This window comes from Pseudonocardia sp. Ae150A_Ps1, from assembly GCF_001932315.1.
Lineage (GTDB): Bacteria > Actinomycetota > Actinomycetes > Mycobacteriales > Pseudonocardiaceae > Pseudonocardia.
Map to the genome: position 1 here is coordinate 683,513 of NZ_MCIJ01000001.1, position 24,786 is coordinate 708,298.

General features: G+C 73.7%; 20 protein-coding genes and 1 pseudogene. 7 read left to right on the forward strand and 14 right to left on the reverse strand.

Features of this window, described 5'->3' with window-relative positions; all coding sequences use genetic code 11:
• Window positions 1–215 precede the first annotated feature (215 nt).
• On the reverse strand, window positions 216–623 hold the full coding sequence (locus Ae150APs1_RS33230) for a hypothetical protein (RefSeq protein ID WP_249266191.1): 408 nt from the start codon (window positions 621–623) through the stop codon (window positions 216–218).
• Between the two features lie 310 nt (window positions 624–933).
• Between Ae150APs1_RS33230 and Ae150APs1_RS33235 the strand changes: the two are divergent.
• A pseudogene (locus Ae150APs1_RS33235) lies at window positions 934–1,998 on the forward strand (hypothetical protein); the annotation flags it as partial.
• A 31-nt stretch (window positions 1,999–2,029) separates the two neighbouring features.
• On the opposite strand, the gene Ae150APs1_RS03060 reads toward Ae150APs1_RS33235, so the two are convergent.
• The 3 genes from Ae150APs1_RS03060 to Ae150APs1_RS03070 all read right to left on the reverse strand — a co-directional run bounded on the left by Ae150APs1_RS03060 (window position 2,030) and on the right by Ae150APs1_RS03070 (window position 5,110).
• A complete protein-coding gene (locus Ae150APs1_RS03060; RefSeq protein WP_075295641.1) occupies window positions 2,030–2,587 on the reverse strand; it encodes a GrpB family protein in 558 nt (185 codons plus the stop codon).
• Window positions 2,588–2,655: 68 nt separating this feature from the next.
• The gene (locus Ae150APs1_RS03065; RefSeq protein WP_075295643.1) at window positions 2,656–3,510 is read right to left on the reverse strand and encodes an alpha/beta hydrolase; all 855 of its coding nucleotides are present in this window, start codon (window positions 3,508–3,510) and stop codon (window positions 2,656–2,658) included.
• Window positions 3,511–3,583: 73 nt separating this feature from the next.
• Window positions 3,584–5,110 (reverse strand): MFS transporter, encoded by a 1,527-nt coding sequence (locus Ae150APs1_RS03070; RefSeq protein WP_075295645.1) that lies wholly within the window; start codon window positions 5,108–5,110, stop codon window positions 3,584–3,586.
• Between the two features lie 89 nt (window positions 5,111–5,199).
• Between Ae150APs1_RS03070 and Ae150APs1_RS03075 the strand changes: the two genes are divergently transcribed.
• The gene (locus tag Ae150APs1_RS03075) at window positions 5,200–5,772 is read left to right on the forward strand and encodes a TetR family transcriptional regulator (protein ID WP_010228716.1); all 573 of its coding nucleotides are present in this window, start codon (window positions 5,200–5,202) and stop codon (window positions 5,770–5,772) included.
• Window positions 5,773–5,836: 64 nt separating this feature from the next.
• On the opposite strand, the gene Ae150APs1_RS03080 is transcribed toward Ae150APs1_RS03075, so the two are convergent.
• The 5 genes from Ae150APs1_RS03080 to Ae150APs1_RS03100 are packed head-to-tail and all read right to left on the reverse strand — an operon-like array spanning window position 5,837 to window position 11,292.
• Window positions 5,837–6,421: a histidine phosphatase family protein gene (locus Ae150APs1_RS03080; protein ID WP_075295647.1), complete on the reverse strand. Its 585-nt coding sequence runs from the start codon at window positions 6,419–6,421 to the stop codon at window positions 5,837–5,839.
• Window positions 6,418–7,494: an ABC transporter ATP-binding protein gene (locus tag Ae150APs1_RS03085; protein ID WP_075295649.1), complete on the reverse strand. Its 1,077-nt coding sequence runs from the start codon at window positions 7,492–7,494 to the stop codon at window positions 6,418–6,420. The genes Ae150APs1_RS03080 and Ae150APs1_RS03085 overlap by 4 nt, the downstream gene beginning before the upstream one ends.
• Window positions 7,491–9,281 (reverse strand): iron ABC transporter permease, encoded by a 1,791-nt coding sequence (locus Ae150APs1_RS03090; RefSeq protein ID WP_075295651.1) that lies wholly within the window; start codon window positions 9,279–9,281, stop codon window positions 7,491–7,493. Before Ae150APs1_RS03090 ends, Ae150APs1_RS03085 begins: the two co-directional genes overlap by 4 nt.
• The gene (locus Ae150APs1_RS03095; protein ID WP_075295653.1) at window positions 9,278–10,438 is read right to left on the reverse strand and encodes an ABC transporter substrate-binding protein; all 1,161 of its coding nucleotides are present in this window, start codon (window positions 10,436–10,438) and stop codon (window positions 9,278–9,280) included. The genes Ae150APs1_RS03090 and Ae150APs1_RS03095 overlap by 4 nt, the downstream gene beginning before the upstream one ends.
• A gap of 26 nt (window positions 10,439–10,464) precedes the next feature.
• Window positions 10,465–11,292 carry a MurR/RpiR family transcriptional regulator gene (locus Ae150APs1_RS03100; RefSeq protein ID WP_075295655.1) on the reverse strand — a complete coding sequence of 276 codons (828 nt, stop codon included), beginning with the start codon at window positions 11,290–11,292 and terminating at the stop codon, window positions 10,465–10,467.
• Between the two features lie 231 nt (window positions 11,293–11,523).
• On the opposite strand from Ae150APs1_RS03100, the gene Ae150APs1_RS03105 reads away from it, so the two are divergent.
• Window positions 11,524–11,898 carry a nuclear transport factor 2 family protein gene (locus tag Ae150APs1_RS03105; RefSeq protein ID WP_075301614.1) on the forward strand — a complete coding sequence of 125 codons (375 nt, stop codon included), beginning with the start codon at window positions 11,524–11,526 and terminating at the stop codon, window positions 11,896–11,898.
• Between the two features lie 187 nt (window positions 11,899–12,085).
• Here the strand turns inward: Ae150APs1_RS03105 and Ae150APs1_RS03110 are convergent, their stop codons facing one another.
• Window positions 12,086–13,861, reverse strand: coding sequence for an acyl-CoA dehydrogenase (locus Ae150APs1_RS03110; RefSeq protein ID WP_075295657.1), 1,776 nt, complete (start codon window positions 13,859–13,861; stop codon window positions 12,086–12,088).
• 58 nt (window positions 13,862–13,919) lie between these two features.
• On the opposite strand from Ae150APs1_RS03110, the gene Ae150APs1_RS03115 reads away from it, so the two are divergent.
• Together Ae150APs1_RS03115 and Ae150APs1_RS31850 are read left to right on the forward strand one after the other, a co-directional pair.
• The gene (locus Ae150APs1_RS03115) at window positions 13,920–14,567 is read left to right on the forward strand and encodes a TetR/AcrR family transcriptional regulator (protein WP_249266192.1); all 648 of its coding nucleotides are present in this window, start codon (window positions 13,920–13,922) and stop codon (window positions 14,565–14,567) included.
• 165 nt (window positions 14,568–14,732) lie between these two features.
• On the forward strand, window positions 14,733–14,870 hold the full coding sequence (locus Ae150APs1_RS31850) for a hypothetical protein (RefSeq protein ID WP_168170481.1): 138 nt from the start codon (window positions 14,733–14,735) through the stop codon (window positions 14,868–14,870).
• Window positions 14,871–14,925: 55 nt separating this feature from the next.
• On the opposite strand, the gene Ae150APs1_RS34505 is transcribed toward Ae150APs1_RS31850, so the two are convergent.
• From Ae150APs1_RS34505 to Ae150APs1_RS03140, 4 genes are all read right to left on the reverse strand, one after another.
• Window positions 14,926–17,841 carry an FAD-dependent oxidoreductase gene (locus Ae150APs1_RS34505; RefSeq protein ID WP_083703808.1) on the reverse strand — a complete coding sequence of 972 codons (2,916 nt, stop codon included), beginning with the start codon at window positions 17,839–17,841 and terminating at the stop codon, window positions 14,926–14,928.
• Window positions 17,842–17,927: 86 nt separating this feature from the next.
• A complete protein-coding gene (locus Ae150APs1_RS03130; protein WP_075295659.1) occupies window positions 17,928–18,698 on the reverse strand; it encodes an SDR family oxidoreductase in 771 nt (256 codons plus the stop codon).
• A complete protein-coding gene (locus Ae150APs1_RS03135; protein ID WP_075295661.1) occupies window positions 18,695–20,518 on the reverse strand; it encodes a DUF3556 domain-containing protein in 1,824 nt (607 codons plus the stop codon). The genes Ae150APs1_RS03130 and Ae150APs1_RS03135 overlap by 4 nt, the downstream gene beginning before the upstream one ends.
• 113 nt (window positions 20,519–20,631) lie before the next feature.
• Window positions 20,632–22,089 carry an AMP-binding protein gene (locus tag Ae150APs1_RS03140; protein WP_349289869.1) on the reverse strand — a complete coding sequence of 486 codons (1,458 nt, stop codon included), beginning with the start codon at window positions 22,087–22,089 and terminating at the stop codon, window positions 20,632–20,634.
• A gap of 177 nt (window positions 22,090–22,266) precedes the next feature.
• Here Ae150APs1_RS03140 and Ae150APs1_RS03145 point away from each other — a divergent pair, with 177 nt between their 5' ends.
• Window positions 22,267–23,490, forward strand: coding sequence for a helix-turn-helix domain-containing protein (locus Ae150APs1_RS03145; protein WP_075301617.1), 1,224 nt, complete (start codon window positions 22,267–22,269; stop codon window positions 23,488–23,490).
• A 118-nt stretch (window positions 23,491–23,608) separates the two neighbouring features.
• On the forward strand, window positions 23,609–24,109 hold the full coding sequence (locus Ae150APs1_RS03150; RefSeq protein WP_075295663.1) for a polyketide cyclase: 501 nt from the start codon (window positions 23,609–23,611) through the stop codon (window positions 24,107–24,109).
• Window positions 24,110–24,786 lie beyond the last annotated feature (677 nt).

The following is a 24,786-nucleotide window of genomic DNA, read 5'->3' on the forward strand; positions in this document are numbered from 1 at the left end:
TCGGTCCACGGGCCCGCCGGCGGGGATGCACCCGCTCGCCGGCGAGCTCGGTGGGCACACGCTAGGAACGGCCCGCCGGCCCGCCATCGTCAGATGTACGTAGCGGTCGGCGGCCGGTGACCCATCGCCGGATCCGCATCGGTACGGCATGCTCGGAGGACACACAGGCGTGCCGCCGCGTCCCCGGGCCGCCACGAGGAGGTGCCCCGATGACGTCACCGGACGGTGCTCCGGCGCGCCCCTCGGCGTGGTCGGGGAACGCCTTCACCGTGCAGGTGCGCCCGGACGGCCGGCTTGGCCTCGCCGACCGCGGTGACCACGCCGACGTCCCTGCGGACCTGCGCCGCGCAGCGGGTGCGATGGGGCGCGCCGGTCTGGAGCACTGCCGCTTCCACTGGCGGTCGCCGGTCTCCGGCCTGTTCTGCCGGGTCACGCTGACCGCCCGCACCGAGTCCGGTTTCGACCACGTCGAGCTGAGCGGCGACCCGGTGGAGCGGCTCCCCGCCGGGCTGTCCGCGCGCGAGCTGGAGATCCTGACGATGCTCGTCGTCGGGCCGTCCAACGCCGAGATCGCCGGCGAGCTCCGCATCACCCAGCGCACCGCCGCCACGCACGTCACGCACCTGATGCAGAAGCTCGGCACCCCGACGCGCACGGCGGCCGCCACCTACGCGCTGGACACCGGGCTGCTCTGCGTGCCCCTCCCCGGGTCTCCGGCCCGTTACGCGGACCTGTCGCTCGGCCGGCTGCTCGCGGCCGCGGCGGCCGGCCCCGAGCAGCGACACCGGCAGCCACGCCTGCCACGACCGCGCCGGGAGCTGGTCGTCGGCGCCGCCCTGCCGCTGTCCGGCACGGGCAGCGACGACGGCCGCGAGATGGTCAACGGGCTGCGGCTCGCGATCGAGGAGCTCAACGCCGCCGGGGGGTGTCCGCGGACGCCGGATCCGCGCGTCGGTCCACGACGTCGAGGTGACCAGCCCCGCGTCGGTCCGGACCGCCTTCGCGTCGCTGCTGCGCGACGGCGTCGACGTCCTCACCTCCGGCTACCTCGCCGGGCAGGAGATCGGGCACGAGACGGCCGCGGACAGCGGGGTGCCCTACCTGCACGCCGCGACCAGCGGCGCGATGGAACGGATGGTGCGCGACGACCACGCCCGCTTCAGCCGGATCTTCCAGGTGTGCGCCAGCGACACCGAGTACGCGCCACGGTTCGTCTCGTTCATGACCTCGCTCCGGGACCGGGGCCGGTGGGACCACACCGCGGACCGGCTCGCGATCGTCGTCCGGGACTGGCACGGCGTCGACTTCGGCATCGACCGGGCCCGGGCGGTCGCCGAACGCGAGAACTGGACGCTCGACGTCGTCCCGGTCGGCGGGGCACCGGGCGGCGACGGCTGGGCCGGTGCCGTCGCGACCGCCGTGCGGGCGCCCACCGCGGCGGTCATGATCGGCAGCTTCTTCGTCGACGACGCCGTCGCCGCCGTCACCGCGCTGCACGAGCTGGGCTCCACCGCGCTCCCCTACGCGATCTACGCCCCGTCGGTGCCCGCCTTCCGTCACCGGCTCGGACCGCTGGCCGAGGGCGTCGTGTGGGCCACCACCACCGGCACCTACTCCGACGGTGCCGGACGGGCCTTCGCCCGTCGCTACACCGACCGGTTCGGGGTCGTCCCGGGGCGCTCGCACGCCGGGCTCGCCTACGACCGGATGCAGCGCATCGCGCGGGCCTGGAACTCGTGCGGCGACGTCACCGACGCCGACGGGATAGCCGCCCACCTGCGGACCGAGCCCTACCGCGGGGTCAACGGCACCTACAACTTCGACACCCCCGGCCAGGCCGCGCTGGGCACACCCGACCACGGTGACCCGTCGCTGGCCCAGCCGCAGCTGCTCTACCAGATCCAGGACGGCCGGCAGGTGATCATCCGTGGCGGCCCGTTCCGCACCGGCGGGTTCCGGATGCCCGCGACCGTGCCGGGCCGTCCCGGCGGCCGGTGAGGGCGCGTCCGGCCGAGGCGTGTGCCCGCGGCTACCGGTCGACGGTCCAGCCGACCCGCTGTGCCCATCCCTCCGCGCGACGGGTGATGTCGGCGATCAGCGGGCCCTTCGCGTCGGCGTAGGCGTTCATGTCCGCCCACTCGCGTCCGGCGAGATCGAGCTTCAGCGCGGCGTACGCGGCGCGGTCCCGCCGGTCGACACGGAGCCGGTCGCGGAAGAGCAGGTGCCGGCGCTCCCCGTCGCTCCCGGCCGGGCAGACGTGCACGTGCACGTCGCGCGCGGCGGTCCGGACGAGCCGGTGACCCGGCTCCCGCACCCGCAGCAGGTATCCCGCACGCTCGAGCGCCGGCAGGTACGACGGCTCGTCGTCCACGTCGGGCACGCTGAGATCGATGTCGACGATCGGCTTTGCGGCGAGGCCGGGGACCGCCGTGGAGCCGACGTGGTCGACACGCCGGGCGACCGCTCCCACCGCGGCCACGATCCGGCGGCGCTCGGCCTCGAACCTCACCGGCCACCCCGGGTCGTACGGGACGACCACGATGTCCCGCTTCTCGACTCCACCGATCAGCTCGGGTCCGCTCGCCACACCCGTGAGGATCCCAGTGGGGCCGGCACCGGCGACCGCGACCCCGGCGATCGTGCCCCGGAGAGCGTTCAGCTCGTCGCGAGCGCACCGGTGACGGCTGCGCGGACGACGTCCGGTGCCTCGTGGGTCACGAGCGCGCCCGCGCCGGGGACCACCCGCACCGCCGAACCCATCAGGGCGGCGACGGGTCGCTCCAGCCGCCCGGCCGTCCACATCGGGTCCCGCTCCCCCACCAGCACGACGTGCGGGACGCCCCGCCAGTCGCGCAGCACCGCGTTCGGCAGCAGTGCCGGAGGGCCGCTCGGCCACACCGCGGTACCGGTGAGCGCCGTCCACTCGACGAGGGCGTCGTGGTCGTCCGGCACCCGGTCGCCGTACAGCGGCCGCAGGACCCGCTCGGCGCTGCGCCCCGACGGTGCCAGCTCGTGTCGCAGGACCCTCAGCTCGAAGGCGAGGTCGCCCGGGTACTCGTCGATCCCCGCCGGGGAGACCGCCGCCAGCCCGGCGATCCGCCCGGTCCGGGCGCACAACCCGACCGTCGCCCCCAGGCCGTCACCGATAACGACGACCGGCCCGTCAGCGACCGCCTCGACGACCTCGTCGACCCAGTGGCCGTAGCGCCGCACGAGGTCCCCGTGCGGTCGCCGGTCGTGCGAGAGGCCCGGCTCCCCGGGCAGGTCGACGGCCACGACACGATGCCCGGTGGCGAGCTCGGCGACCAGCGGATCGAGGACCGCGGCGCACTCTCCCGCGGCCGGGAGCACGACGACCGTGGGTCCGGCCGATCCGGAGAGCGTGACGTGGGTGGTGCCGAGGCTCGTCGGCAGCTCGGTACGCCCCACGACGTGGTCCTGTCCGTCGAGCCGCGCACGGCACCAGGCACGGACGGTCCCGCGTGCCCGGTCGTCCCCGTAGATCGACATGGCGTCGTCCCTCCTCTCGTCGACGGCGCCGCGGCGGACGAGCCGGCCGGTGGCGACGTCGGGCAGCGTGGCGTCAGTGGATCCGGGCCGGGATCCCGCGATCGGCGTCGACGGTCCTCGGGATCGTGCGGAAGGCGACGATCGCGGCGGCGAACGTGACGGCCGCGGCGATCAGCGAGGTCGTCTGCATCGCCTCGGTGAACGCGGCCCGGGCCGTGTCCAGGACGGGTGATCCCGGCTCCAGGACCGACGTCGCCGACGCCAGGGAGTCGGTCACCGCCGCGCGCTGCTGCGGATCCAGCCCGGCCGGGAGCGACAGCCCCGCCCGGTACACCAGGGACACGACCGAACCCAGGATCGCGATGCCCGTCGCCACCCCCAGCTCGAGCGCGGTCTCCGCGATCGCCGAGGCGGCACCGGCCTTGCGCGGCGGCACCGCCGAGACCACCGCGTCGGTCGTGAGCGTCTGCGCCAGCCCGACGCCGAGTCCCACCGGGACCAGCGCCAGCGCCAGCCACACGTAGCCGGCGGCGCCCTCCGCCACCGCGACCGCGACCAGCCCCACGCTCACCAGCAGCAGGCCCACCGCGATCGCAGGTCCCAGGCCGAGGCGGCGCAGGACCCGGCCGACCAGCACCACGACCGCGATCGCGGACAGCGTCGTCGGCAGCTCGGCGAGGCCCGCCTCCAGCGGGCTGAACCCGCGCGCCAGCTGCAGGTACTGGGAGAAGAAGAACAGCAGCCCGGTCAGCGCGAACACGGCCATGAACCCGGCGAAGACCGACCCGCTGAACGCCCGGTGCGCGAACAGCGACACGTCGATCAACGGGCTCTCCAGCCGCCGCTGCCGCCGCACGAACACCACGCCCGCCGCGATCCCGGCGAGCAGCGCGGCACCACCGGCGACGTCGATCCCGCTCGCGACCGTGTGCTTGACCGCCCAGACGACCGGGACGATCGCCCCCAGCGACAGCGCCGCCGACACCAGGTCGAACCGGCCCGGTGCGGGGTCACGCGACTCGGGCAGCAGCCACGCACCGCCCACGATCAGCACCGCCATGATCGGGACGTTGATCAGGAACACCGCCCCCCAGGAGAAGAACTCCAGCAGCGCCCCGCCCACCAGCGGCCCGAGCGCGGCCCCGCCCCCGGCGGCGGCCGACCAGACCGCGATCGCCCGCGTGCGCTCGGCCGGCTCCGGGAACACGCGGCGGATCAGCGACAGCGTCGACGGCATCAGGGTCGCGCCGGCGACGCCGAGCAGCAGCCGCGCAGCGATCAGCATCTCCGCGCTCGTCGACAGCGCGGCCAGCAAGGACGCGGCCCCGAACGCCGCGGAGCCGATCAGCAGCAGCCGCCTGCGTCCGATCCGGTCGGCCAGCGACCCCATGACGATCAGCAGCCCGGCCAGGGCCAGCGAGTAGACGTCACCGATCCAGAGGATCTGGCTCGCGGTCGGCGCGAGATCGGCCGTCAGCGCGGGCACCGCCAGGTAGAGCACCGTGTTGTCGATCGCGAGCACGAGCACGGCGACCGCCAGGACCGCCCACCGGCGGCGCGGCGACAGACCGCGACCGGGCGCGGTGACATCGAGGGACATGACCGAAACTGTACCGACTGGTCGGATCAGTATCGACTGTATTCCAGTGTGACGCCGCCCCGCCGGGACGCACGAGGAAGGATGGACCCATGGGCCGCACGACCGGACGCTCACCCGAGGACACCCGCCGACTCGTGCTCGACGCGGCCGACCGGGTCATCCGCAGGCACGGGATCGGGGCGACGCTCGACGTCATCGCCCGCGACGCCGGCGTCTCCAAGGGTGGTCTCGTCTACCACTTCGCGAGCAAGGAGGCGTTGCTCGTCGCACTCGCCCAGGAGCACCTCGACGCGTTCCGCGACGACGTCCTCGCCCGGACCGCCGAGCCCGACGGCACCCCGGGGCGGCTCACCCGGGCCTACGTCCGCGCCAGCATGGTCGACGTCGACGGCGACGACGCCCGAGAGCGGTTCAGCCTGATCGCGCAGCTGCTCACGGTCCCCGCTGTGCTGGAGCTGGCCCGCGACGACGAGCGCCGCTGGCAGCGCGACATGGACGCCGACGGCGTGCCGGCCGCGACCCAGACCCTCGTCGTCGCCGCCGCGGACGGGGTCGGTGGTCCTCCGTTGTGGGCGTCCGAACTGGACCCCGCGGTACGGGACCAGCTGGAGACCGACCTCATCGCCCTGGTCGACGCCGCGGTGCGGCCGGACCCGGGATGAGGCCGCACCGCCCCGCCGACGACCGCCTCGGGTGCACCGAGCGTGCCCCCGGCGGCGCGGCCGGCTACTCGGACGGCTCGGCGCCGGCCGTCCGCACACCCCCGATGTTGTAGGCGTGCAGCCGGTCGAGTGCCCCGGACCGGTCGACGACGGTCAGCGTCGCCGGACCGACCGGGACGAGTTTCTCCGGTGGCAGCCCCACCAGGTGCCGCAGGACGATGCGGATCGGGCCGCCGTGGGAGACGACGACCGTCGTCCCCTCCCCGGGGAGATCGGCCAGCCCGGCGAGCACCCGCTCGGTCAGTTCGGCGAACGACTCCCCGCCCGGGGGCGCGGCCCGGCCCGCGCGCCACTCCGCGTACCGGTCGGCAGGCAGGTCCGGGACCGACCGCCCGGTCCACTCCCCGAGGTGCGCCTCCCGCCAGCGGGCGTCGGTCCCGGCGGTGGACAGGCCGAGCAGCTCGGCCGTCTCGCGGGTGCGGCCCAGCGGCGCGACGACGACGTGGTCGGCCCCGTGGACGTCCAGCACCGGACGGAGGGCGCGCACGCCCGCGCGGCCGCTGTCGGACATCGGTACGTCGGCGTCGCCCTGCAGCCGGTGGCCGGCGTTCCACGCCGTCTCGCCGTGCCGCACCAGCACCAGTCTCACGACGCGATCCGCAGGCCGGTCACCGCGTCGAAGAGACGGTCCGGCCGGTCCGGCACCAGGATCCGTAGCGGGTCACCGGGACCGGCGGCCGGGACCTCGTCGGTGACGACCGACAGCCGGGTCCCCTGGTGGAACCCGGTGACGACCACGCGCCCGGCGAGCGGTGTGGCCTCGGCGAACTCGACAGGCAACGCCGGTCCGGCAGCGTCGGCCGGACCGAGACGGAGCGACTCCGGCCGGTACATGGCCCGCACCGCCGCGCCGGGCCCGACCGGGCCCGCCGGCCCGAGGTCGACGCCGCCCCGGTCCAGCCGCCCGTCCACCGCGACGGCGTCGAGGACGTTCGCCGCGGGAGTGCCCATGAACGTCGCGACGAAGTCGGTGGCGGGATCGTCGAGCAGCGCCGAGGGCGGCCCGAACTGTTCGATGCGGCCGTCGCGCATCAGGGCGACGTGGGTGGCCATCGTCAGTGCCTCGATCTGGTCGTGGGTGACGTAGACGCTGGTCGCCCCGGTCGACCGGTGCACGCGGAGCAGCTCCGCGCGGGTCTCCACACGCAATTTGGCGTCCAGGTTGGACAGTGGTTCGTCGAACAGGAGGACGGACGGGCGGGTTCCGATCATCCGTGCGATCGCGACGCGCTGCTGCTGTCCGCCGGAGATCTCGCCCGGGTAGCGGTCGGCGAGCGGGCCGATCGCGAGCAGGTCCAGCACCTCGTCCACCCGGGCGTCGCGCTCCGCGGCGGGCGTCCTGGCCACGGTCAGCGGCCAGGCGACGTTGGCACGCACCGTCATGTGCGGCCAGAGGGCGTAGCTCTGGAAGACGAGGCCCGCGTCGCGCCGGCCCGGCGGGACGACCCCGCCGGGTCCCGCGACGACCCGGTCGCCGAACCGGATCTCGCCCGCGGTCGGGTCCTCGAGCCCGGCGAGCATGCGCAGCGTCGTCGTCTTGCCGCAGCCCGACGGTCCGAGCAGGACGAGGAACGCACCGTCGGGCACCTCCAGGTCGATGCCGTCGACGGCCGGCACACCGCCGAACCTCTTGCCGATCCCGGTCAGCCTGATCCCGCTCATCCGGTCTCCTCCCACGGTCGTGCGGTGCGCTCGAGCCTGCGGGCGAGCACGGTGGCCCCGACCGAGAGCACGACGATGATCACTGTGATGGCGTTGGCGAACTGGGCGAAGCCCTCGGCCGCGTAGCGGTAGGTCAGCACCGACAGCAGCGGCAGGGCCGGCGTCACCAGCAGGACCACCAGCGACAGGTCCCGCACGATGTTGACGAAGACGAGCGCCGCCCCGGCCAGCAGCCCGCGTGCCGCCAGCGGCACCACGATCCGTGCGCCGCGGCGGGCCAGCCCGGCACCCGCCATGACGGCGGCCTCCTCGACGTCCGGCGAGATCTGCCCGACGGCGCTGCGACCCGCCTGCGCGGCGAACGGCAACGTGTACGCCGTCCCGGCGATCACCAACAGCGCGAACGTCCCGTACAGCGCGGGCAGCGGGCCGACCGGGCGTCCGAACTGGGCGATGAACGCGGCGCCGAGCGCGATACCCGGCACCAGGAACGGGAGGTAGGACAGCAGCGCCAGCGCCCCGGTCACCGGCCGGGCGCCACGCAGCCGGACCCCGACGTAGCCGACGGCAGTGCCCAGCACGGTCGCGGCGAGCGCCACCGCGAGCCCGAGCCCGACGGTGGTCAGGACCGCCTCGACGATCTGCGGGTCGCGCAGCACCCCGCGCTGCCCCTGGGCGAACGCCGGGTCCGAGGCGCCCGTCCAGAAGTGCAGCGTGAACCCGCCGGTGAACGAGTTGGTGCGCCGGGCGAAGCTGGTCGCGAGGAGCACCAGGCCGGGCAGCACGCTGGTGGCCAGGCACAGCCCGACCGCGGCGGCCGTCAGCGGCCCCCGCCAGGGTCCGAGCCCGACGAGCGTCCGCCGTCCGCCCTTGCCGCCGATGGTGGCGTAGGAGCGCCGGCCACCGACGACCCGGTTGCCGGCGAGGAGAATCGTCGCCGCGACCGCGACGAGCACGATCGAGAGCACGTACCCGCGCTCGACCTGGCCCGTGACGACGGCGCCGTGCAGCCGGGTGGACAGCGTGTGGAACCGGACGGGCAGCCCCAGCAGCGCCGGCGAGGCGAAGTTGCCGACCCCCTCGGCGAACGCCAGCAGCCCGCCGGAGAGCAGGGCCGGCGCGACCACGGGCAGCGCGATCGAGCGGGCGATGCGGAGACGCCCGGCACCGGTCATCGCTGCCGCCTCCATCAGCTCGCCGTTGACCGTCGCGAGCACGGCGGCGGCGAGCAGGAACGACAGCGAGAAGTAGTGCGCCACGAGCGTCGCGGCCACCGGCACCGGTCCCCACGCCAGCCAGTCCGGCACGGCGACACCGAGATCGGCCAGCACACCGACCCGGCCGCCGACGAGGTCGTTGCGGAACACCGTCTCCCAGGCCAGCGCCAGCGCGAAGCTGGGCAGCGCGAACGGGACGGTGGCCAGCAGGCCGATGGTGCGCCGGAACGGGACGTCGGTCATCACGACGAGCCACGCCAGCCCGCCGCCGAGCAGCACCGACCCGGCGGCGGTCGCGGTACCGATCAGCAGCGAGTTCCCCAGGGGCTCCCACAGCAGACTTCCCGCCAGCCGGCCGGTCAGGACGTCGGACCATGCCTCGCGCCCGGTCGGGCGGAGTGTGGACGCGACCAGCCCCACCATCGGGACGACGACGAGCACGGTGAGGACGGCGGCCACGAGCGTCCCGAGCCGGGCGACCGGATCGGTGACCAGCCGGCGCAGGAGGCCGGCCGCCGGCGGGCCCGGTGGAGGCGGTGCTCCCGGTGGGGCGAGGGTGGGCGCGGTCATCCGAGGGTGAGGATCAGGTCGGCCACGTCGCCGCGACGGCCGGCGACCACGGCGGGATCGATCGTCCAGGCCCCCAGCTCGGCGAGCGGCACCGCCCCGGACGGCGGGACGACGTCGGTGCGGGTCGGGTAGTCCCCCGGCACGTAGAAGGGCGCGAACCCGGGGCCGCCGTCCGGCGAGCCGTCGCCCATGAGGAAGTCGACGAGCAGCCGCGCGGCAGCCGGGTGCGCAGCGTCCGGGGTGACCCCGAGCAGGGCGGGGAATGCGATCCCCGGGGCCGGGGCGACCCCGGTCGCGGCCTGCAGCGCGCGGTTCTCGTTGTCGCGGCGGTCGGAGTAGGTCGTGAAACCGACCGGCGGGTCCTGCTGGCCGCGCGCGCCCACGGCGGCGTTCACCTCGTCGGTGTCCCCGACCAGCACGACGTCGTTGGCGTAGAGGTCGGCGATCCACTGCTCCCCCGCCGACCCGATACCGTCACCGAGGACGACCGGGCCACCGCGCAGCGCCCGGTGCGCCTCGTCCATCTCGGGCGAGCGCAGGACGACCTCGGTCATGAGGTCGAGGTAGTCGCCACGGACCTGCGGGTCGACCATCACGACCCGGCCCCGCCACTGCGGGTCGGTCAGCTCCCAGAGGTTGGTCACCGGCGGGCCGGCGGGGTGCGCCTCCTCGTTGTACATGAGCGTCTTGGTCGACAGCCTGCTCGCGAGCAACGGCTCCCGGAACCGGTCCGGCACCGAGCCGGCGATCCGGGGCGGCACGTAGTTGCGGACCATGCCGTCGGCGAGCAGCTCGTCGAGCACGACGGGCGCGTCGGACAGGTACGCGACGTCCGCGCCCGGGCTGCCGGCCTCGGCCTCCGCCCGGATCCGGGCGATCTGCTCGGTGGAGGAGATGTCGGTGGCGAGCAGGTCGACACCCGGGTAGGTGCGTTCGAACTCGGCCTCCACCTGCGCGATCCGGCTGGTGAAGGAGTACACGACGACCTGCCCCTCCTGTCGCGCCCGTTCGACGAGCTCGGCGGTCGGGGCGGTGTCGAGCGGGTCGGGCGCGGCCGGGGCCGGTGCGCCGGTGTCCGGGACCCCGCCACCGCAGGCGGTGAGGGTCAGGCACAGGACGGCGGTGGCTGCCAGGGTGCGGGCGAGGAGCTGCGACATGGGGTTCTCCGCGTGCGGTGAGGGTGTCAGGAGTCGAAGCGGTCGAGCAGGTCGTCGAGCCTCCGCAGCGCTGCGGTGGTGCGGTCCTCGGCGAGCCGGGCGATGCCGAGGACGAGTGCGTTCACCACGGCCATCGGCGCGGTGAGGGACTGGAACTCGCGCCCGCTGCCCCGCGGTGCGACGAGCACCGTGGGCGATCCGCCGCCCGCACCCCCGAGGACGTCGGTCAGCAGCACCACCGGGGTCCCGATCTCCTCGGCGGTGGCCAGCAGCGGGGGCAGGGTGCGCGGCGCGCGGCGGAAGGCCAGTGCGACCACGAGGTCGCCGGGGCCGAGCGAGATCAGCTCCTCGGCCAGGTCCCGGTCCGAGCCCGGCAGCTCGACGACCGGCAGGCCGAAGCGGCGCAACCGCCGGACCAGCATCCCGCCGAGCACGGTGGCGTTGCCCCGGGCGTAGACGAGAGTGCGGCGCGCGGCGAGGATCCGGCCGGCGACGTCGTCGATCTCCGCACCGCCGACGGCGCGCGGGAGCGCCCGCAGCGCGTCCGCCTCGTCCTCGACGAGGTCGGCCAGCACGTCGTCGGAGCGGTCCAGCCTGCGGCGCACCCGCTCGGCCGCGTCCGTCCCGACGACCAGCTCGGACTGGAACGTCGACCGCAGCTGCGGGTAGCCAGTGTAGCCGAGCTTCTTCGCCAGCCTGGTCGCCGCCGCCACGTGCACGCCCGCGCGTCCGGCCACCTGCTCGGCGGGGAGGAACGCCGCCTCGGTCGGATGCGACAGCAGGACGTCCACGACGGCGAGATCGGCCGGTGAGAGGCGGGATCGGTTCTCGTCGATGACGGCACGGAGCGACACGCGGGAGACGCTAGCTGCACGATGTCTTGCAGACAGGGCACTACTTGCAAACTACTTCGCAACGTCAGGTGAACCGGCGGGGTGGACGGCCCCTTCGGAGTCACCACGACCGCGATGCGGCGCTACCGGGCGGCGTCAGGGACGGCGACGCCCGTACGGTGGGACGGGACGGTCCCGTATCGTCGCGTCTGGATCCCGTCCACGACCAGCACCTCTGTGAAGGAGATCGACATGCCCGCGACACCGCCGCTCGCCCTCGACCGCTACATCGCCGCGACCGACCGGGCCGTCGCCGACGACGGTGCCCTCGACGACCTCCTCGACGTCTTCGCCCCCGACGCCGTGGTGCAGCTCGACGACGTCCCCGTCCGCGGCCGCGACGCCCTGCGCGAGCTGTACCGGGACTTCGTCACCGTCCAGGTCGAGGCCACGCACTACTGGAACACCAGGGTCCTCGCCGACGGCCGGGAGGAGGCGACGTGGGCGTGCGCGGCGCGGGTCGCCGACGGCTCCGTCGTCACGGCGGCCGGGGTCGAGTGCGCGACCGTCGGACCGGACGGCCGCATCGTGTCGCTGCGGAACGAGTTCACCCGACGGCCGGCCTGATCCGGACACAGGAGCGGACGGTCCCGCCCCGCGGGGCGCGTCAGGTGCCCATTGCCCGCGTGAGGGCCTCGGCGAGGTACTCGGGCCCGTGGCCGGCCCGGCTCGGCGCCGCCCTCCGGGACGCGTCGACTCCTTCGGCACCCGCGCCGGGTGATCGTGACGTCGATGACAGCCGCTCCTCCACGTCTCAGAGCCAGGCCGGGTCGGTGTCCAGAGTGGTGCGGTCCAGCGATGCCAGCAGGTCGAGCTGCGGCATGACCCGGGGCAGCTCGAACCGGAAGAAGTACCGCGCCGCGGCCCGCTTGCCCCGGGCGAGGTCGTCGTCGCGGCCGGCTGCGGCGAGGACCTGGTCCAGCCACAGCCACGCGACGACGACGTGCCCCGCCGCCTCGAGGTACACGCTCGCGTTGGCGAGGCGTTCCTCGGCGTCGGGGTGGGCGTGCAGGATCGCCGTCACCTCGACGAGGCGGTCGAGGGCGCCCTGCAGCTGCTCCGACATCGCCGACGTCGCGGGGTCGGCCCCGGCCCGGCCGATCGTGTCGGCGATCCGGTTCCGGAGCGCGGCGAACCCGGCCCCACCGGCCATCACGACCTTGCGGCCCAGCAGGTCCGCGGCCTGGATCCCGTGGGTGCCCTCGTGGATCGCGTTGAGCCGGTTGTCGCGGTAGTGCTGCTCGACGTCGTACTCGCGGCTGTAGCCGTAACCACCCTGCACCTGGATCGCCAGCGCGTTGGCCTCGAGCCCCCACTGCGACGGCCAGCTCTTCGCGATCGGGGTCAGCGTCTCCAGCAGCAGGTGGGCCTCCTCCGGGTCGGGGCCGGTCCGCTCCTCGTCGACGAGCAGGCCGCAGTAGAGGACCAGCGCGAGGGCGCCCTCGGCGTAGGACTTCTGCGCCAGGAGCATCCGGCGCACGTCGGCGTGCCGGACGATCGGCACCATCGGCGAGGACGGGTTCTTCTCTCCCGCCGGACGGCCCTGCGGCCGGCTCCGGGCGTAGTCGAGGGACTTGAGGTAGCCGGTGCAGGCGAGGGCGGCGGCACCGGCCCCGACGCCGACGCCGACCCGGGCCTCGTTCATCATCAGGAACATGGCGGCCAGGCCCTGACCCTCCGCGCCGACGAGGTGCCCGACGGCGCCGCCGGACTCCCCGAAGGCGAGCAGCGTGTTGACCGTGCCCCGGTAGCCCATCTTGTGGTTGACCCCGGCGAGCGCGACGTCGTTGCGGCGGCCGTCGGGAAGGATCTTCGGGACGAGGAACAGCGAGATTCCCCTGACCCCGGCCGGTCCGCCCGGGACCTTCGCCAGCACGAGGTGCACGATGTTCTCGCCGAGCTCGTGGTCCCCGCCCGAGATCCACATCTTGGTGCCCGTGACCCGGTAGGTCCCGTCCGGCGCGGGCTCGGCCCGGGTGGTGATGTCGGCGAGCGAGGATCCCGCCTGCGGCTCGGACAGGCACATGGTGCCGTGCATCCGGCCCTCCAGCATCGGCGGGACGTACCGCTCGACCAGGGCCGGGTCCGCGAGGGCGAGCAGCAGGTTCGCGTTCGCGACGCTCAGCATCGCGTAGGCCCAGGTTCCGACGTTGGCGGCGTGGAACCACGCCTGCACCGCCACGCCGACGACGTGCGGCAGCTGCAGCCCGCCCGCCGCCTCGTCCATCGTCGCGGACAGCAGCCCGGCCTCCGCGGCCGCGCGGAGGGCGGGGGCGACCTCGTCGTGCAGCTCCACCCGGCCGACCCCGTCGGTGCCGCCGAACACCGGCTCCTCGACGTCGTTGCGCCGGTTGTGCGGGGCGAACTTCTCGGTGGCGATCTCCGCGGCCAGGTCGAGCACCGCGTCGACGGTCTCCCGCGAGTGGTCGGCGAACCGCGGACGGGTGGTGAGTGCCTCGACGTCCAGCCAGTCGTGGAGGAGGAAGTGGAGATCCTGCCGGGACAGGATCAGGTCGCGGGCGTGCGGCATCGTCGTTCCCTCACAGGCGGGCCACCAACTTACTGATCGATCAGTAAGCTACGGAGCCGTGACGGATCCGGTCAAGGCGATGCCCGCGGCACAGGACCCCTGGGCCGCGTGGCCGAACGCGACGCAACGCCGCATCGCTGAATCGGCACTGGACTCGTTCGCCGAGCGCGGCTTCCACGGCACCAGCCTCCGGCACATCGCCCAGGGCTCCGGGCTGAGCACCGCGGCCCTCTACGTCCACTTCGCCTCCAAGGAGGAGGTTCTCTTCGCCCTCGCCCGGCACGGGCACGCACTGGCACTCGCGCTGGTGCGGGAGGCGGCGGCCGCGGACCCCGACCCCGGACGGGCACTCGACGTCCTGGTGCGCGCCTTCACCGGGTGGCACGCCGAACACCGCACGCTCGCGCGGGTGGTCCAGTACGAGCTGGGGGCGCTCGACGGGGACCATCGCGCCGAGGTGCTCGACCTGCGCCGGCAGACCGAGCGGACCGTCCGCGAGCTGGTCGGGCGCGGGGCCGCCGCGGGCGTCCTGTCGGTTCCCGACGAGCGGGCCGCGACCGCCGCGATCCTCTCGCTGGGCATCGACGTCGCCCGCTGGTACGAACCGGGCGGGCGCTGGACCCCCGACGAGCTCGGCGCCCACTACGCGGAGCTCGCGGCCGGGCTGCTCGGCATGCGCGACCCGTGTCGCCGGGACGGCGGGTGACCGCGTCCCGGCGGGTGGTCCACGACCGGCCGGGACCGGGTGGGCGCGGGCACTCCGTCGGGGCGAGGAGAGGCAGAACACCGCGCGCATCGGGAACGAAGCAACGGACCGGCGCGATGCACCAGGCGTCAGCACGATCCGCACCGAGACGATGAGAGAGAAGCAATGACCGCTCTGCCCCGCACCTCCCCCGACACCGCGACCTCGCCCGTCCGTACGAGCCGCGTCCTGACCCTCGCCGCCGCGTTCCTGGCGGCTGTGAGCGGCGCCGTCCCGGTCGCGTACGTCCTGCTGGCGATGTGACTCCACGCCGGCCGGCGCGGGCTCACCCTCGCGCCGGGCGGTGCGACGGGCCCGTTCAGCCCCGCCGGCGGGTCACCGTCCCGAGTGCACCGTCGACGACGAGGTCGTCGCCGTCCCGGATCCGGACGGTCGCGGTCTCCGTGGCGATGACGCACGGGACGGCGGACATCCGACAGAAGGCCGCGAGCGGCGAGCAGGACATACCGGCATCGACCACGACCGCCCCGGCGAGCAGGACCGCGGGGAGCCACTCCGCCCCGCCGCTCGCGACGACGACGACGTCGCCGGGACGGACGCGCGACGCCCCGGCCGGTGATCGGAGCACGGTCGCCCGGCCCCGGACACGGCCGCCGGTTCCGCTGCCGTGCACGACCTCGCCCGGCCCGAGGCGGGGAACGTCCCGCGCGTGGATCCACCGCACGGCCGCCGGCACCGGCCCGACGATCTCCCGCGGCGGGAGCCACAGGTCCAGCGCATTGTGGTCGTAGGTCCGGAGGGCGACGTCCTCCGGCACGCAGCCGACGAGCTCCTCGCCGTCGAGCATGGCGACGTGCGCAGCGTCGAACAGCAGGCCGTCCTCCTGCAGGGCCCGCCCGGCCTGCCGCACGATGGTCCGTTGCACGGCGACGATGCGGGAGACCGTGTCCATGGCATCGGCTCGGAGCGTGGCCCAGCCGCCGAGCTCCCCCGCCGCGGCGGGGGGCGTGCTCGGCCGCCGGACGACGGGAGGCGGGTGGTCGTCCGGGACCGTCCGGAGCCGGTCGATCAGGGCCAGGATCCCGGACGGGTCGCTCCGCCAGCTCGGCACACCGAGGTCCCAGGGTGCAGCGCCGAGATGCCCGTGGTGGTCGAGCAGGGACCGGACGGCGCGGAACACCTCGCGGGCGGGTCCCGGGTGGCCGGTGCCGAGCCGGCCGCCGAGGCCCGGCAACCCGCGGCTCAGCAGGAGCGAGCCGTCGGAGCTGCGGGCGACGACCCGGCTGACCTCCCAGAGCGCGTCGAGCAGCCGGCACGAGCGGCCGCCCACCAGCGACTCGTCGACCTGAGGCGCCGGTGAGCCGGCTGCGAGCAGCCGGTACTCGGCGTGCGCGAGTGCACGGACTGCCGGCGCCGACAGCGCGACGGTTTCGACGAGGAGGTCGCGGCACCGGTTCGCGGTGGGACCGGACCGCTGGGCGGACCGTCCGATCCGGGGTAGCCGCTCGCGCACGGCGTCCACCTCGGTGTGCAGGCTGCGGAGCCCGTCCGTGACCGGCCGGCCCGCCCGCCGCGGTCCGGCGACGTCGGCGTCGAGCCATGCCTGACCGTCCCGGACGACGACCGCCGGGCGACCGGTGGTCGTGTCCGCCAGTTCGGACCAGGCGGCGTCGGCCGTGGCGATCGGCCCCATCGTCCGGGCCAGCGGTGTCAGGGGGAAGCGGGCCCAGTCCGACAGCAGATCCGAGCGCCAGAGGGTCGTGCCCTCGCGAGCGGACGCGGAGGTGGCGGGTACCGGGCGCGCCGGCGCGCGGGCCGTCACGGAGTCGGGCGGGGACGCCCCGGCAGGTCCGGACACCGCTCCCCGCCCCAGCCGCGTCAACGCCCGCGCGGCGGCGTGTGCCCCGCACATCCCGTGCGCGCCCGGTCCCGGCGGCGTCGACGCCGAGCAGAGGTAGTGACCGGGTGCCCCGGTGTCGTAGGGCTGCAGCGTCGTCCGCGGCCCGAACACCAGCTGCCGGACGTCCTTGGCGCCGGTGAGGATGTTGCCCCCGGCGAAGTTCGGGTTCCCGGCGAACTCCCGTGGCCCGGTGCGCAGGGTCCCGACGACGCGGTCCCGGAACCCGGGCGCGAACCGCTCGATCTGCGCGGTGATCGCCTCGGTGGCGTCGCCGGTGTAGCCGTACGGGACGTGGGCGTAGGCGTAGACGGGATGCACGTCGCCCGCGGAGCGGGTCGGGTCCGCGAGGTACTGCTGTCCGACCAGGACGAACGGTCGCCCGGGCATCCGGCCGGCGTGCACCTCGCGTTCGACGTGCACGTTCTCCCCGGCGGAGCCGACGGCGTGCACGGTGCCGGCCAGGCGCGCCTCCGGCCGCGTCCAGGGGATGCCGCCCTGGACCGCGTAGTCGACCTTGAACGCGGCCGGCCCGTACCGGAAGCGCCGGTAGGCGCGGGCGATGCGTGGCGGGAGCCGGTCGCCGAGCAGCGCGGGGAGCCGGTCGGGACCGACGTCCCAGATCGTGATGTCGGTGGGCGGCAGCTCGTCGGCCGAGCTCACCGGGGTCCGGGTCTCGATCGTCACGCCGCTCTCGCCCAGCGACGCGGCGAGAGCGTCGGTGATCGCCCGGGAGCCACCCTCGGCGGCCCCCCAGCCGTGCCGGTGCCCGGCCGTCAGGATCCCCATCCCGATCGCGCTCGACAGGGGCCGGTTCAACGGCCGGAACGCGTGCGCCGCAGTACCCATGAACAGCGCCCGGCCCCGCTCGGTACGGAACGCCCGGCCGAGGACCTCGGCCGGGAGCACCGTCGGAGCCCCGAACCGGGCCAGCCTCAGCGGGTGCGCCGGAACCCGCAGCAGCGGACCCAGCACGTCCTCGGCCAGCGTGTCGTAGCCGCGCGACGGGCCGGCCAGCAGCGCCCGCCACACCCGTCCGTCGGGCCCGAGCCCGTCCGCGGTGTCCTCCACCGACCGGTGGAGGACACCGGCGTCGCCGCCGTCGAGCGGGTGGACGCAGTCGATCTCGGGCAGGCGCCATCGCAGCCCGTGCCGCTCCAGGCCGAGCTCGCGCAGCACCGTCGAACCGACCGCCATGGGGTGCACGGCCGAGCAGTGGTCGATCAGCAGGCCCGGCACGATGCCCTCGACCGTGCGGGTGCCGCCCCCGATCTCGGCGGCGGCCTCCAGCACGGTCACCTCGACCCCGGCCCGGGCCAGGACTGCGGCCGCCACGAGGCCGTTCGGGCCGGCCCCGACGACGGTCGCGGTGCTCATCCGCCCGCCTCGGCCGGCCGGCAGGACGGTCCTGCCCACGGCAGTGGGGTCATGTCGTACTCCTGGGGGATCGGGAACGCCGGGGGTCAGAGGAGGGAGGCGTGGAGGCCGCCGTCCAGGACGAGGCCGCTGCCGTTGCAGAAGGCGGAGCGGTCGGAGGCGAAGAACAGCGCCGCCTCGGCGATCTCACCGGGCGTGCCGTAGCGCCCCTGCTTCTGCTCGATGAGGCCGTCGAACCCGCCGGGGGGCAGACCGAGCGCCGCCTCGAAGTCGGGAGCGGCCGACGTGACGAGATCGGTGTCGACGAAGCCGGGGAGCAACGCGTTGACGCGCACGCCGTGCGGCCCCAGCTCGGTGGCCGCGGTCCTGGTCAGGTTGACCACCCCTGCCTTCACCGCGGCGTAGTGACCGACCAGGGCGGACCCGGTCGTCGCGGTGACCGAGGCGAGGGTGACGATCGTGCCGCCGCCCGAGGCGATGATCGCGGGGGCGCCGTAGCGGATCGACAGGAACACACCGTCGAGGTTCACCGACGTGACCGCGCGCCAGGCCGCCAGATCCATCTGCAGCAGTGCCTCGGCCTTCCCGACGCCGGCGTTGGGCACCAGCACGTGCAGCCCGCCGTGCCGGTCCACGGTCGCGGCGACCAGGTCCTGGACCTGCTGCTCGTCACGGACGTCGCACGGCCGGTGCGAGGCCCCCGGGATCCCGGCGGCCACCCTCTCCGCGGCGTCCCCGTCGATGTCGGAGACCACGACGGTCGCGCCCTCGGCTCCGAACCGCTCGGCCACGGCCCGGCCCAGCCCCTTCCCGGCGCCGGTCACGACCACGACCCGGCCCTGCAGCGCTGCGGTCATGACTCCTCCTCGGAACCGGTGGTCAGGACGGGTGCGCTCCCGGTGCCTGCCTCGTCGGCGCGCTCCGGTGCACGCCAGGTGACGGTGAGCGGGATCGGGCCGTCGGGCAGCCAGGGCTGCTCCGCGACGGCGTCGGCGACGTTCCAGTACCCGGTCTCGATCACTCCGAGCGCGGCGTCGATCAGCTGGTAGTGCTGGACCTTCGAGTGGATGGCCTGGGACTCGACCCAGGCGACGACGAACTCGCCGGGTGCGAACCCGATCCTCCTCTGGATGGCGTCGATGAGGTCGGCGTCGTGCAGGTGCCCGTCGCCGAAGTTGAACCCGATGACGGAGTTGCACCCGAACTCGGCCTCGCGCACGGTGCGCGACTCGATGTCGTCGAGCCGGGCTCCGAGGACCGAGAACAGGCCGCGGCCCTGGGAGTGCAGGGAGCGCCAGGCGATCGTCTGCTGCAGGGTGATCTCGGCGGCAGCGGGGGCGTAGCCGGACGCCTGCAGCTGGTCGATCTGGTTCTTCGTCGGCCGGTGGGGCAGGCCGTTGAGCTTCGCCTCGGCACCCGGGGTGAAGGTCCACAGCGCCGAGGCCCAGTTACCGGCGTACTGGCGCATGGACGGGAGGAACGACACCAGGTCGGGGCGCAGGTTCCCGAGGATCGGGAACGCCACCAGGCCGGCCACGATCGCCAGGGTCAGCGCCGGGGAGGACATGTCGGCGGGCCCGAAGCCCGCCTCGTTCGGGAATCCGAGGAACAGGAAGATCGTCAGGTAGCCGAACAGCAGGTTCCACTCCAGCAGCACCGCCAGCGGGAACGTGGAGGTGATGAAGAGGTGGAACACCACCATCAGGACCACCCCGGCCAGGGTCAGCCAGTGGTTCGTGGAGAACAGCAGCACCAGCGGCGTGATGATCTCGACGGTGGTGCCGCCGACGTGCGCCATGAACGTCGCGAGCCGGGACGGGCGGACGTCGCGCGGGAAGTCCCGGAAGTGCATCCGCTTGATCCACGTCGACGGGATGCACGGGCTGTTGGACACCATCGGGGGGATCACGTTGGTGAAGTGCCGCCCGAACTTGGAGATGCCCGCGCAGATCCAGACGGTGCAGATCAGCAGCTTCGCCGCGACGATCATGTCGACGAACGGCAGGAGACCTAAGAACAGCATGGCCGGCAGGTACTGCTCGCTCCGGGCCGCGAGGAAGATCGTCTTGTCGCGCAGGCCGCACAGCACCAGCAGGACGACCGGAGCGATCATCAGCCAGGGAGCGACGAGTCCTGCGGTGTCGTCCGGCAGCACGGCGCTCAGCGACGCCGACGGCACGCCGGGAAGCACGATCGCGACCAGCAGCGAGGCGAGCAGCGCGAGGTAGAGCGCGACGTCGAGCACCGTGCGGGTGTCGCCGGCGGTGCCCGGGACCGCCTTCCACGGGCGCAGCCGGATCGTGCCCGGTCGTGCCCAGAACAGGATCCCCCCGGTCATCGGCGTGAACTTGCCTGCCATGGGGCCCCAGGAGCCGGCCACCCCGACGGCCTCGAGCATCGCGGTCCAGAGCACCAGCTTCTGGTAGACGATCGGCTCGTCCCACCAGCCCGCGACGTCCCAGAACGGGCCGACACCGGACGTCCACGTGATGAGCGCCGTCCCGGCCAGGATGTAGAGGAACAGCAGCTTGAACACGTAGACGAGCGGGATCATCGCCGGCGATCCGAACCCGTACTGCACCCAGTGCAGCGCGAGCGTCCTCGTCCGTTCCGACAGCGGCTCGTCCAGGAACGTGTCCGGATCGACCGGGGGAAACTTCCCCGTCGTGAAACCCATGGTGAAACCCCTTGTAGCGAGACGTCGTCGTCGGCGGAGCCGCTCGTTGCGGCACGGTGGGGCCGCCCGCCGGACCGTCGGGTCCGCGGGCGGAGGAGGTGGGGCCGAGCGGGTCAGCCGGCCGGTTCGGGTATCCGGCGCAACGCCGGTTTGTCGATCTTTCCGACCGGGTTCCTCGGCAGGGAACCGACGATCGTGATGCGCGCCGGGACCTTGGTCCGGGCCAGCCGGCCGGCACAGTGCGCGGTCAGGTCGTCGGGTGTCGCCGAGCTCCCGGGGAGCAGGGCGACGTGGGCCACCGGGACCTCGCCGAGGACCGGGTCCGGTGCACCGACGACCGCCGCCTCGTTCACCGCCGGGTGCGCATGCAGCGCGTTCTCGATCTCCTTGGGGTAGAGGTTCTCCCCACCACGGATGATCATGTCCTTGATCCGGTCCACGAGGACGAGATGGCCGTCGTCGTCGAACCGCCCGACGTCACCGGTGTGCAGCCACCCGTTCCTGATCGTCGCTGCGGTCTCCTCCGGACGGTTCAGGTAGCCGCGCATGACGGTGGGCCCGGAGATCACCACCTCCCCCGGCCCGGCGGTGACGACGGCTCCGGTGGCGTCGACCAGCGCGATCCGCTGCCCGGGCAGCGGCAGGCCGACCGTCCCCGGCTTGCGCGGTCCGGACGGGGGGTTGAGCGTCGAGGCGCAGGTCGCCTCGGACAGGCCGTACCCCTCGATCACGGGGACCCCGAAGCGCTGCTCGAACCGGGCGATGAGCTCGGCAGGCATCGGTGCGGCGCCGCAGATCACCCGGCGCAACGAGCTCGTGTCCGGCTGCACCTCGCGCGGCAGCGCCACGAGCATGGCGTAGATCGCGGGGACCGCGGAGAAGTAGGTCGGACGGACGCGCTCCAGCTCGGCGGCGAAGGAGCCGGCGCGGAACCGGCCGACGATCGACGCGCACCCGCCGGCGAGCAACGGCGACAGCACCGAGACGACGATCCCGTTCACGTGGAACAGCAGCAGGACCAGCAGGCTGTGGTCCGAGCCGTCCAGCCCGAGGGCGGCGACGATCGTCTCGCACATGACCCCGATGTTCGTGTGGTCGAGCATCACGCCCTTGGGACGCCCGGTGGTCCCGCTGGTGTAGATCAGCAGCGCGAGCCCGTCCGGTTCCACCGTGGAGGGCGCGGGAGCGGTGTCCGGATCGGCGTCGAGCTCGGCGACGTCCAGCGTCACCAGGTCCGAGGCGGCCCGCTCCCCCACGACGACGCCCGCGCCGGCGTCGGTGATCTGGAAGCCGGCCTCGTCGGTGGTCAGGGCGGGGTTCACCGGGGTGACGACGGCGCCGAGGTGCCACGCGGCGAACAGCGTCACCACGAACTCCACCCGGTTCGCCAGCATCACGGCGACGACGTCGCCGCGTGCCACGCCCGCGGAACGGAGCGCCGCCGCCGCGCCGAGTACCGCGTGCGCGAACGCGGAGTTGTCGAGCGCCCGGGCGTCGTCGGCGACGCACGGTGAGTGCGGTGCGGTCCTTGCCCGTTCCTGCGGAAGCACGGCGATGTGCATCGGGGCCATCCTCCGGACGGTCGTTGTCGGGTGGAGGAAAGGTAGGACCGCGGTGTGACGGTCACCATGGGCGCACGTCATGAAGTCGCGGACCGCCGTTGTGCGCACGGCACAAACCCGGCCCCGGACAGGTGAACGTCGCGGGTGGTGTCGGTCGCGGTCGTCGGGCGCTATAGGTTCGGCGGCATGTCCGCCCACGTCGACGACGTCGTGGCGACCGTCGCCCGTGACATCGACGCCCGGTTTCCGGAACTCACCGTCGAGCTCACCGACTGGTTCGTCGAGATGATCCCGGAGTTCCGGCACGACGAGGCCGTGCGGCAGCTGATGGTCGCCAGCACCTCGGCGAACCTGGTGGGCATCGTGGACCTCCTGGCGCACGCGATCCCGGTCGAGCAGATCGCGGTCCCGCCGGCGGCGGCGGAGTACGCGCGCCGCTTCGCCCAGCACGAGCTGTCCCTGGAGGCCCTGCTGCGCGCCTACCGGCTCGGCGAGCACCGGTTCGGGCAGTGGGCGCTCGACTCGCTGCGCCGGGGCGATCGACGCGACCCGGACGTCGTCCTGGCCGCGGTGGCGTCGCTGTCCGAGCGCACCAACCGCTACATCGACCAGGTGGTCGAAGGGCTGATCGACATCTACGAGACCGAGCGGCGCCGGTGGAGCACCCGCTCCGGCGCCGGCCTGGCAGCCAGGATCCGGATGGTCCTCGACACCGATCCGCTCTCGGACAGCGCCGCCGACGAGCTGCTGGGGCTGCCGGTGCGCGGCTGGCACCGGGCGGCCGTGCTCTGGGTGTCGGGGCCGACGGACGCCGCGGACGACGACGGGCTGCTCCAGGCCGGTGCCCGCCTGCTGCACGACGCGGCGGGGCGGCCCCCTCTGACGGTGCTGGCCGACAGCCGCACGCTGTGGGCGTGGCACTCCGGACCGACCGCACCGACGCTCGACGTCGAGCTCCTCCGTGCCCGGATGCCGGGCGACGTGTGTGTCGCGCTCGGAGCGCCCGCGGCCGGCCTGTCGGGGTTCCGCGGGTCGCTCGCCGAGGCGGTCCGGGCCCGGGCGGTCGTCGAGAACTCCGTCCTCACCCCGCCGGTGACGGAGTTCGACGACGTCGCCATCCCGGCCCTGCTCACCGAACGGACCGAGGACCTGCGCCGCTGGGTCGCCCGCGTACTGTCCGATCTGGACTCCGACGAGCCCGGTGTCGACCAGGTGCGGGAGACGCTGCGGGTCTTCCTCGCCTCCGGGGGCAGCTACACGCAGGCAGCCGGCCGGCTGCACCTGCACAAGAACACGGTGCACTACCGGGTGCGCAAGGCCGAGGACCTGCGGGGCCGGCCGCTCGGCGACGACCGGCTGCAGGTCGAGGTCGCGCTGCTCGCCGCATCGCTGCTGCGTACCCGTCCGTGACACGAGGACGAGCGCTTCGCCCTCCTGCACGGCGCGGCGTCGGCGCGGCGGGCCCAGCCCGCGGCCCGGGCGGAGCGCGCCCGCCCGTCGGACGGCGACGATGGTGCAGGATCGGGGCATGCTCGGTGACCGGTGGGGTGTGAGCGACCACGAGGTCGCACGCTCCTACCCGTGCGACGACGTCGTCGCCTCCCCCACGGTGCAGGTGTGGCGAGGCGTGACCGTCGAGGCGCCCGCCGAGGCTCTGTGGCCGTGGGTCGCGCAGGTCAGGCTGGCGCCGTACTCGTACGACTGGATCGACAACCTGGGCCGGCGCTCGCCCCGCGAGCTGGTGGGCCTTCCCGACCCCCGCGTCGGAGAACGGTTCACCACCGCCGGTGGGCGGGGAATGGGCCGGATCGTGTCGGTCGACCCGGGGAGACAGCTGACCGGCACCGTCATCGGCGCCGTCATGTCCTACGTGCTCGTGCCACACGACCACGACACGACGCGCCTGCTCCTCAAGGTCGTCATGAACGTCAACCGCTGGGTGGGCGTCGGGCTGTCCGTCGGCGACCTGGTCATGGCCCGACGGCAGCTGCTGAACTTCAAGGAGCTCGCCGAGCGGAACCGGCGCTGAGCCACACGGTGTCGTCCACCCGGAGAACGAAACAGCCCGTTGACCTGGAACATGTCCAGATCAACGGGCTGTCGTACGGCCTGTCGGGACGACAGGATTTGAACCTGCGACCCCTTGACCCCCAGGCACTGGCGGCGGGTCTTAGAGCTGCGCTGAGCGCAGACTCCGTGCTGGTCAACCGTCCGGTGACATCCGTCGACGTCCGGCGATCGGTAGTGCAGTTGTCACTCAGTTAGTCACTCACTCTGGGAGAGGCGGCTCCGAGCGACGAGCAGACTCTCCGTGGAGCGCTGGGTCGCTCAGCTTGCTTTCCTTACGCCAGGTGACCTGGTCAGCGTCTAGGGTTCGCCACTCCTGCAAAGAGTAGTCGTTCTCGTTGTCTGTGATCATGATCCGTCTTTCTATACGGTGCCGATCATGACTCCACCGGATCTCGTCGTAGGTCCTGCGGTGTGGCCTAATCTGACCGGGCGCCCCGTACCGGGCCTGCGTGTTGATTCGCGCATCCAGGCCGACGGCGGCGTCGGCGTCGGCGTAGATCGCTCGGTTAGGGCTGTCGCACTGTCCGCAGCGTTGATCGTCGCACTCCAGTAGCGCCCCACAGTCCCCGCATTCGTAGCGAACCACAGCGCCGATCCTAGGAGGGGATCAGGACCGCAGAACGTTGCTGCGAACGT

Excerpts from the sequence above, each read along its gene's own strand:
- Ae150APs1_RS03065 (WP_075295643.1), bottom strand. The coding sequence starts at position 3,510 with ATGTCGATCTACGGGGACGACCGGGCACGCGGGACCGTCCGTGCCTGG.
- Ae150APs1_RS03070 (WP_075295645.1), bottom strand. The coding sequence starts at position 5,110 with ATGTCCCTCGATGTCACCGCGCCCGGTCGCGGTCTGTCGCCGCGCCGC.
- Ae150APs1_RS03075 (WP_010228716.1), top strand. The coding sequence starts at position 5,200 with ATGGGCCGCACGACCGGACGCTCACCCGAGGACACCCGCCGACTCGTG.
- Ae150APs1_RS03085 (WP_075295649.1), bottom strand. The coding sequence starts at position 7,494 with ATGAGCGGGATCAGGCTGACCGGGATCGGCAAGAGGTTCGGCGGTGTG.
- Ae150APs1_RS03090 (WP_075295651.1), bottom strand. The coding sequence starts at position 9,281 with ATGACCGCGCCCACCCTCGCCCCACCGGGAGCACCGCCTCCACCGGGC.
- Ae150APs1_RS03095 (WP_075295653.1), bottom strand. The coding sequence starts at position 10,438 with ATGTCGCAGCTCCTCGCCCGCACCCTGGCAGCCACCGCCGTCCTGTGC.
- Ae150APs1_RS03105 (WP_075301614.1), top strand. The coding sequence starts at position 11,524 with ATGCCCGCGACACCGCCGCTCGCCCTCGACCGCTACATCGCCGCGACC.
- Ae150APs1_RS03110 (WP_075295657.1), bottom strand. The coding sequence starts at position 13,861 with ATGCCGCACGCCCGCGACCTGATCCTGTCCCGGCAGGATCTCCACTTC.
- Ae150APs1_RS31850 (WP_168170481.1), top strand. The coding sequence starts at position 14,733 with ATGACCGCTCTGCCCCGCACCTCCCCCGACACCGCGACCTCGCCCGTC.
- Ae150APs1_RS34505 (WP_083703808.1), bottom strand. The coding sequence starts at position 17,841 with ATGAGCACCGCGACCGTCGTCGGGGCCGGCCCGAACGGCCTCGTGGCG.
- Ae150APs1_RS03130 (WP_075295659.1), bottom strand. The coding sequence starts at position 18,698 with ATGACCGCAGCGCTGCAGGGCCGGGTCGTGGTCGTGACCGGCGCCGGG.
- Ae150APs1_RS03135 (WP_075295661.1), bottom strand. The coding sequence starts at position 20,518 with ATGGGTTTCACGACGGGGAAGTTTCCCCCGGTCGATCCGGACACGTTC.
- Ae150APs1_RS03140 (WP_349289869.1), bottom strand. The coding sequence starts at position 22,089 with ATGGCCCCGATGCACATCGCCGTGCTTCCGCAGGAACGGGCAAGGACC.
- Ae150APs1_RS03145 (WP_075301617.1), top strand. The coding sequence starts at position 22,267 with ATGTCCGCCCACGTCGACGACGTCGTGGCGACCGTCGCCCGTGACATC.
- Ae150APs1_RS03150 (WP_075295663.1), top strand. The coding sequence starts at position 23,609 with ATGCTCGGTGACCGGTGGGGTGTGAGCGACCACGAGGTCGCACGCTCC.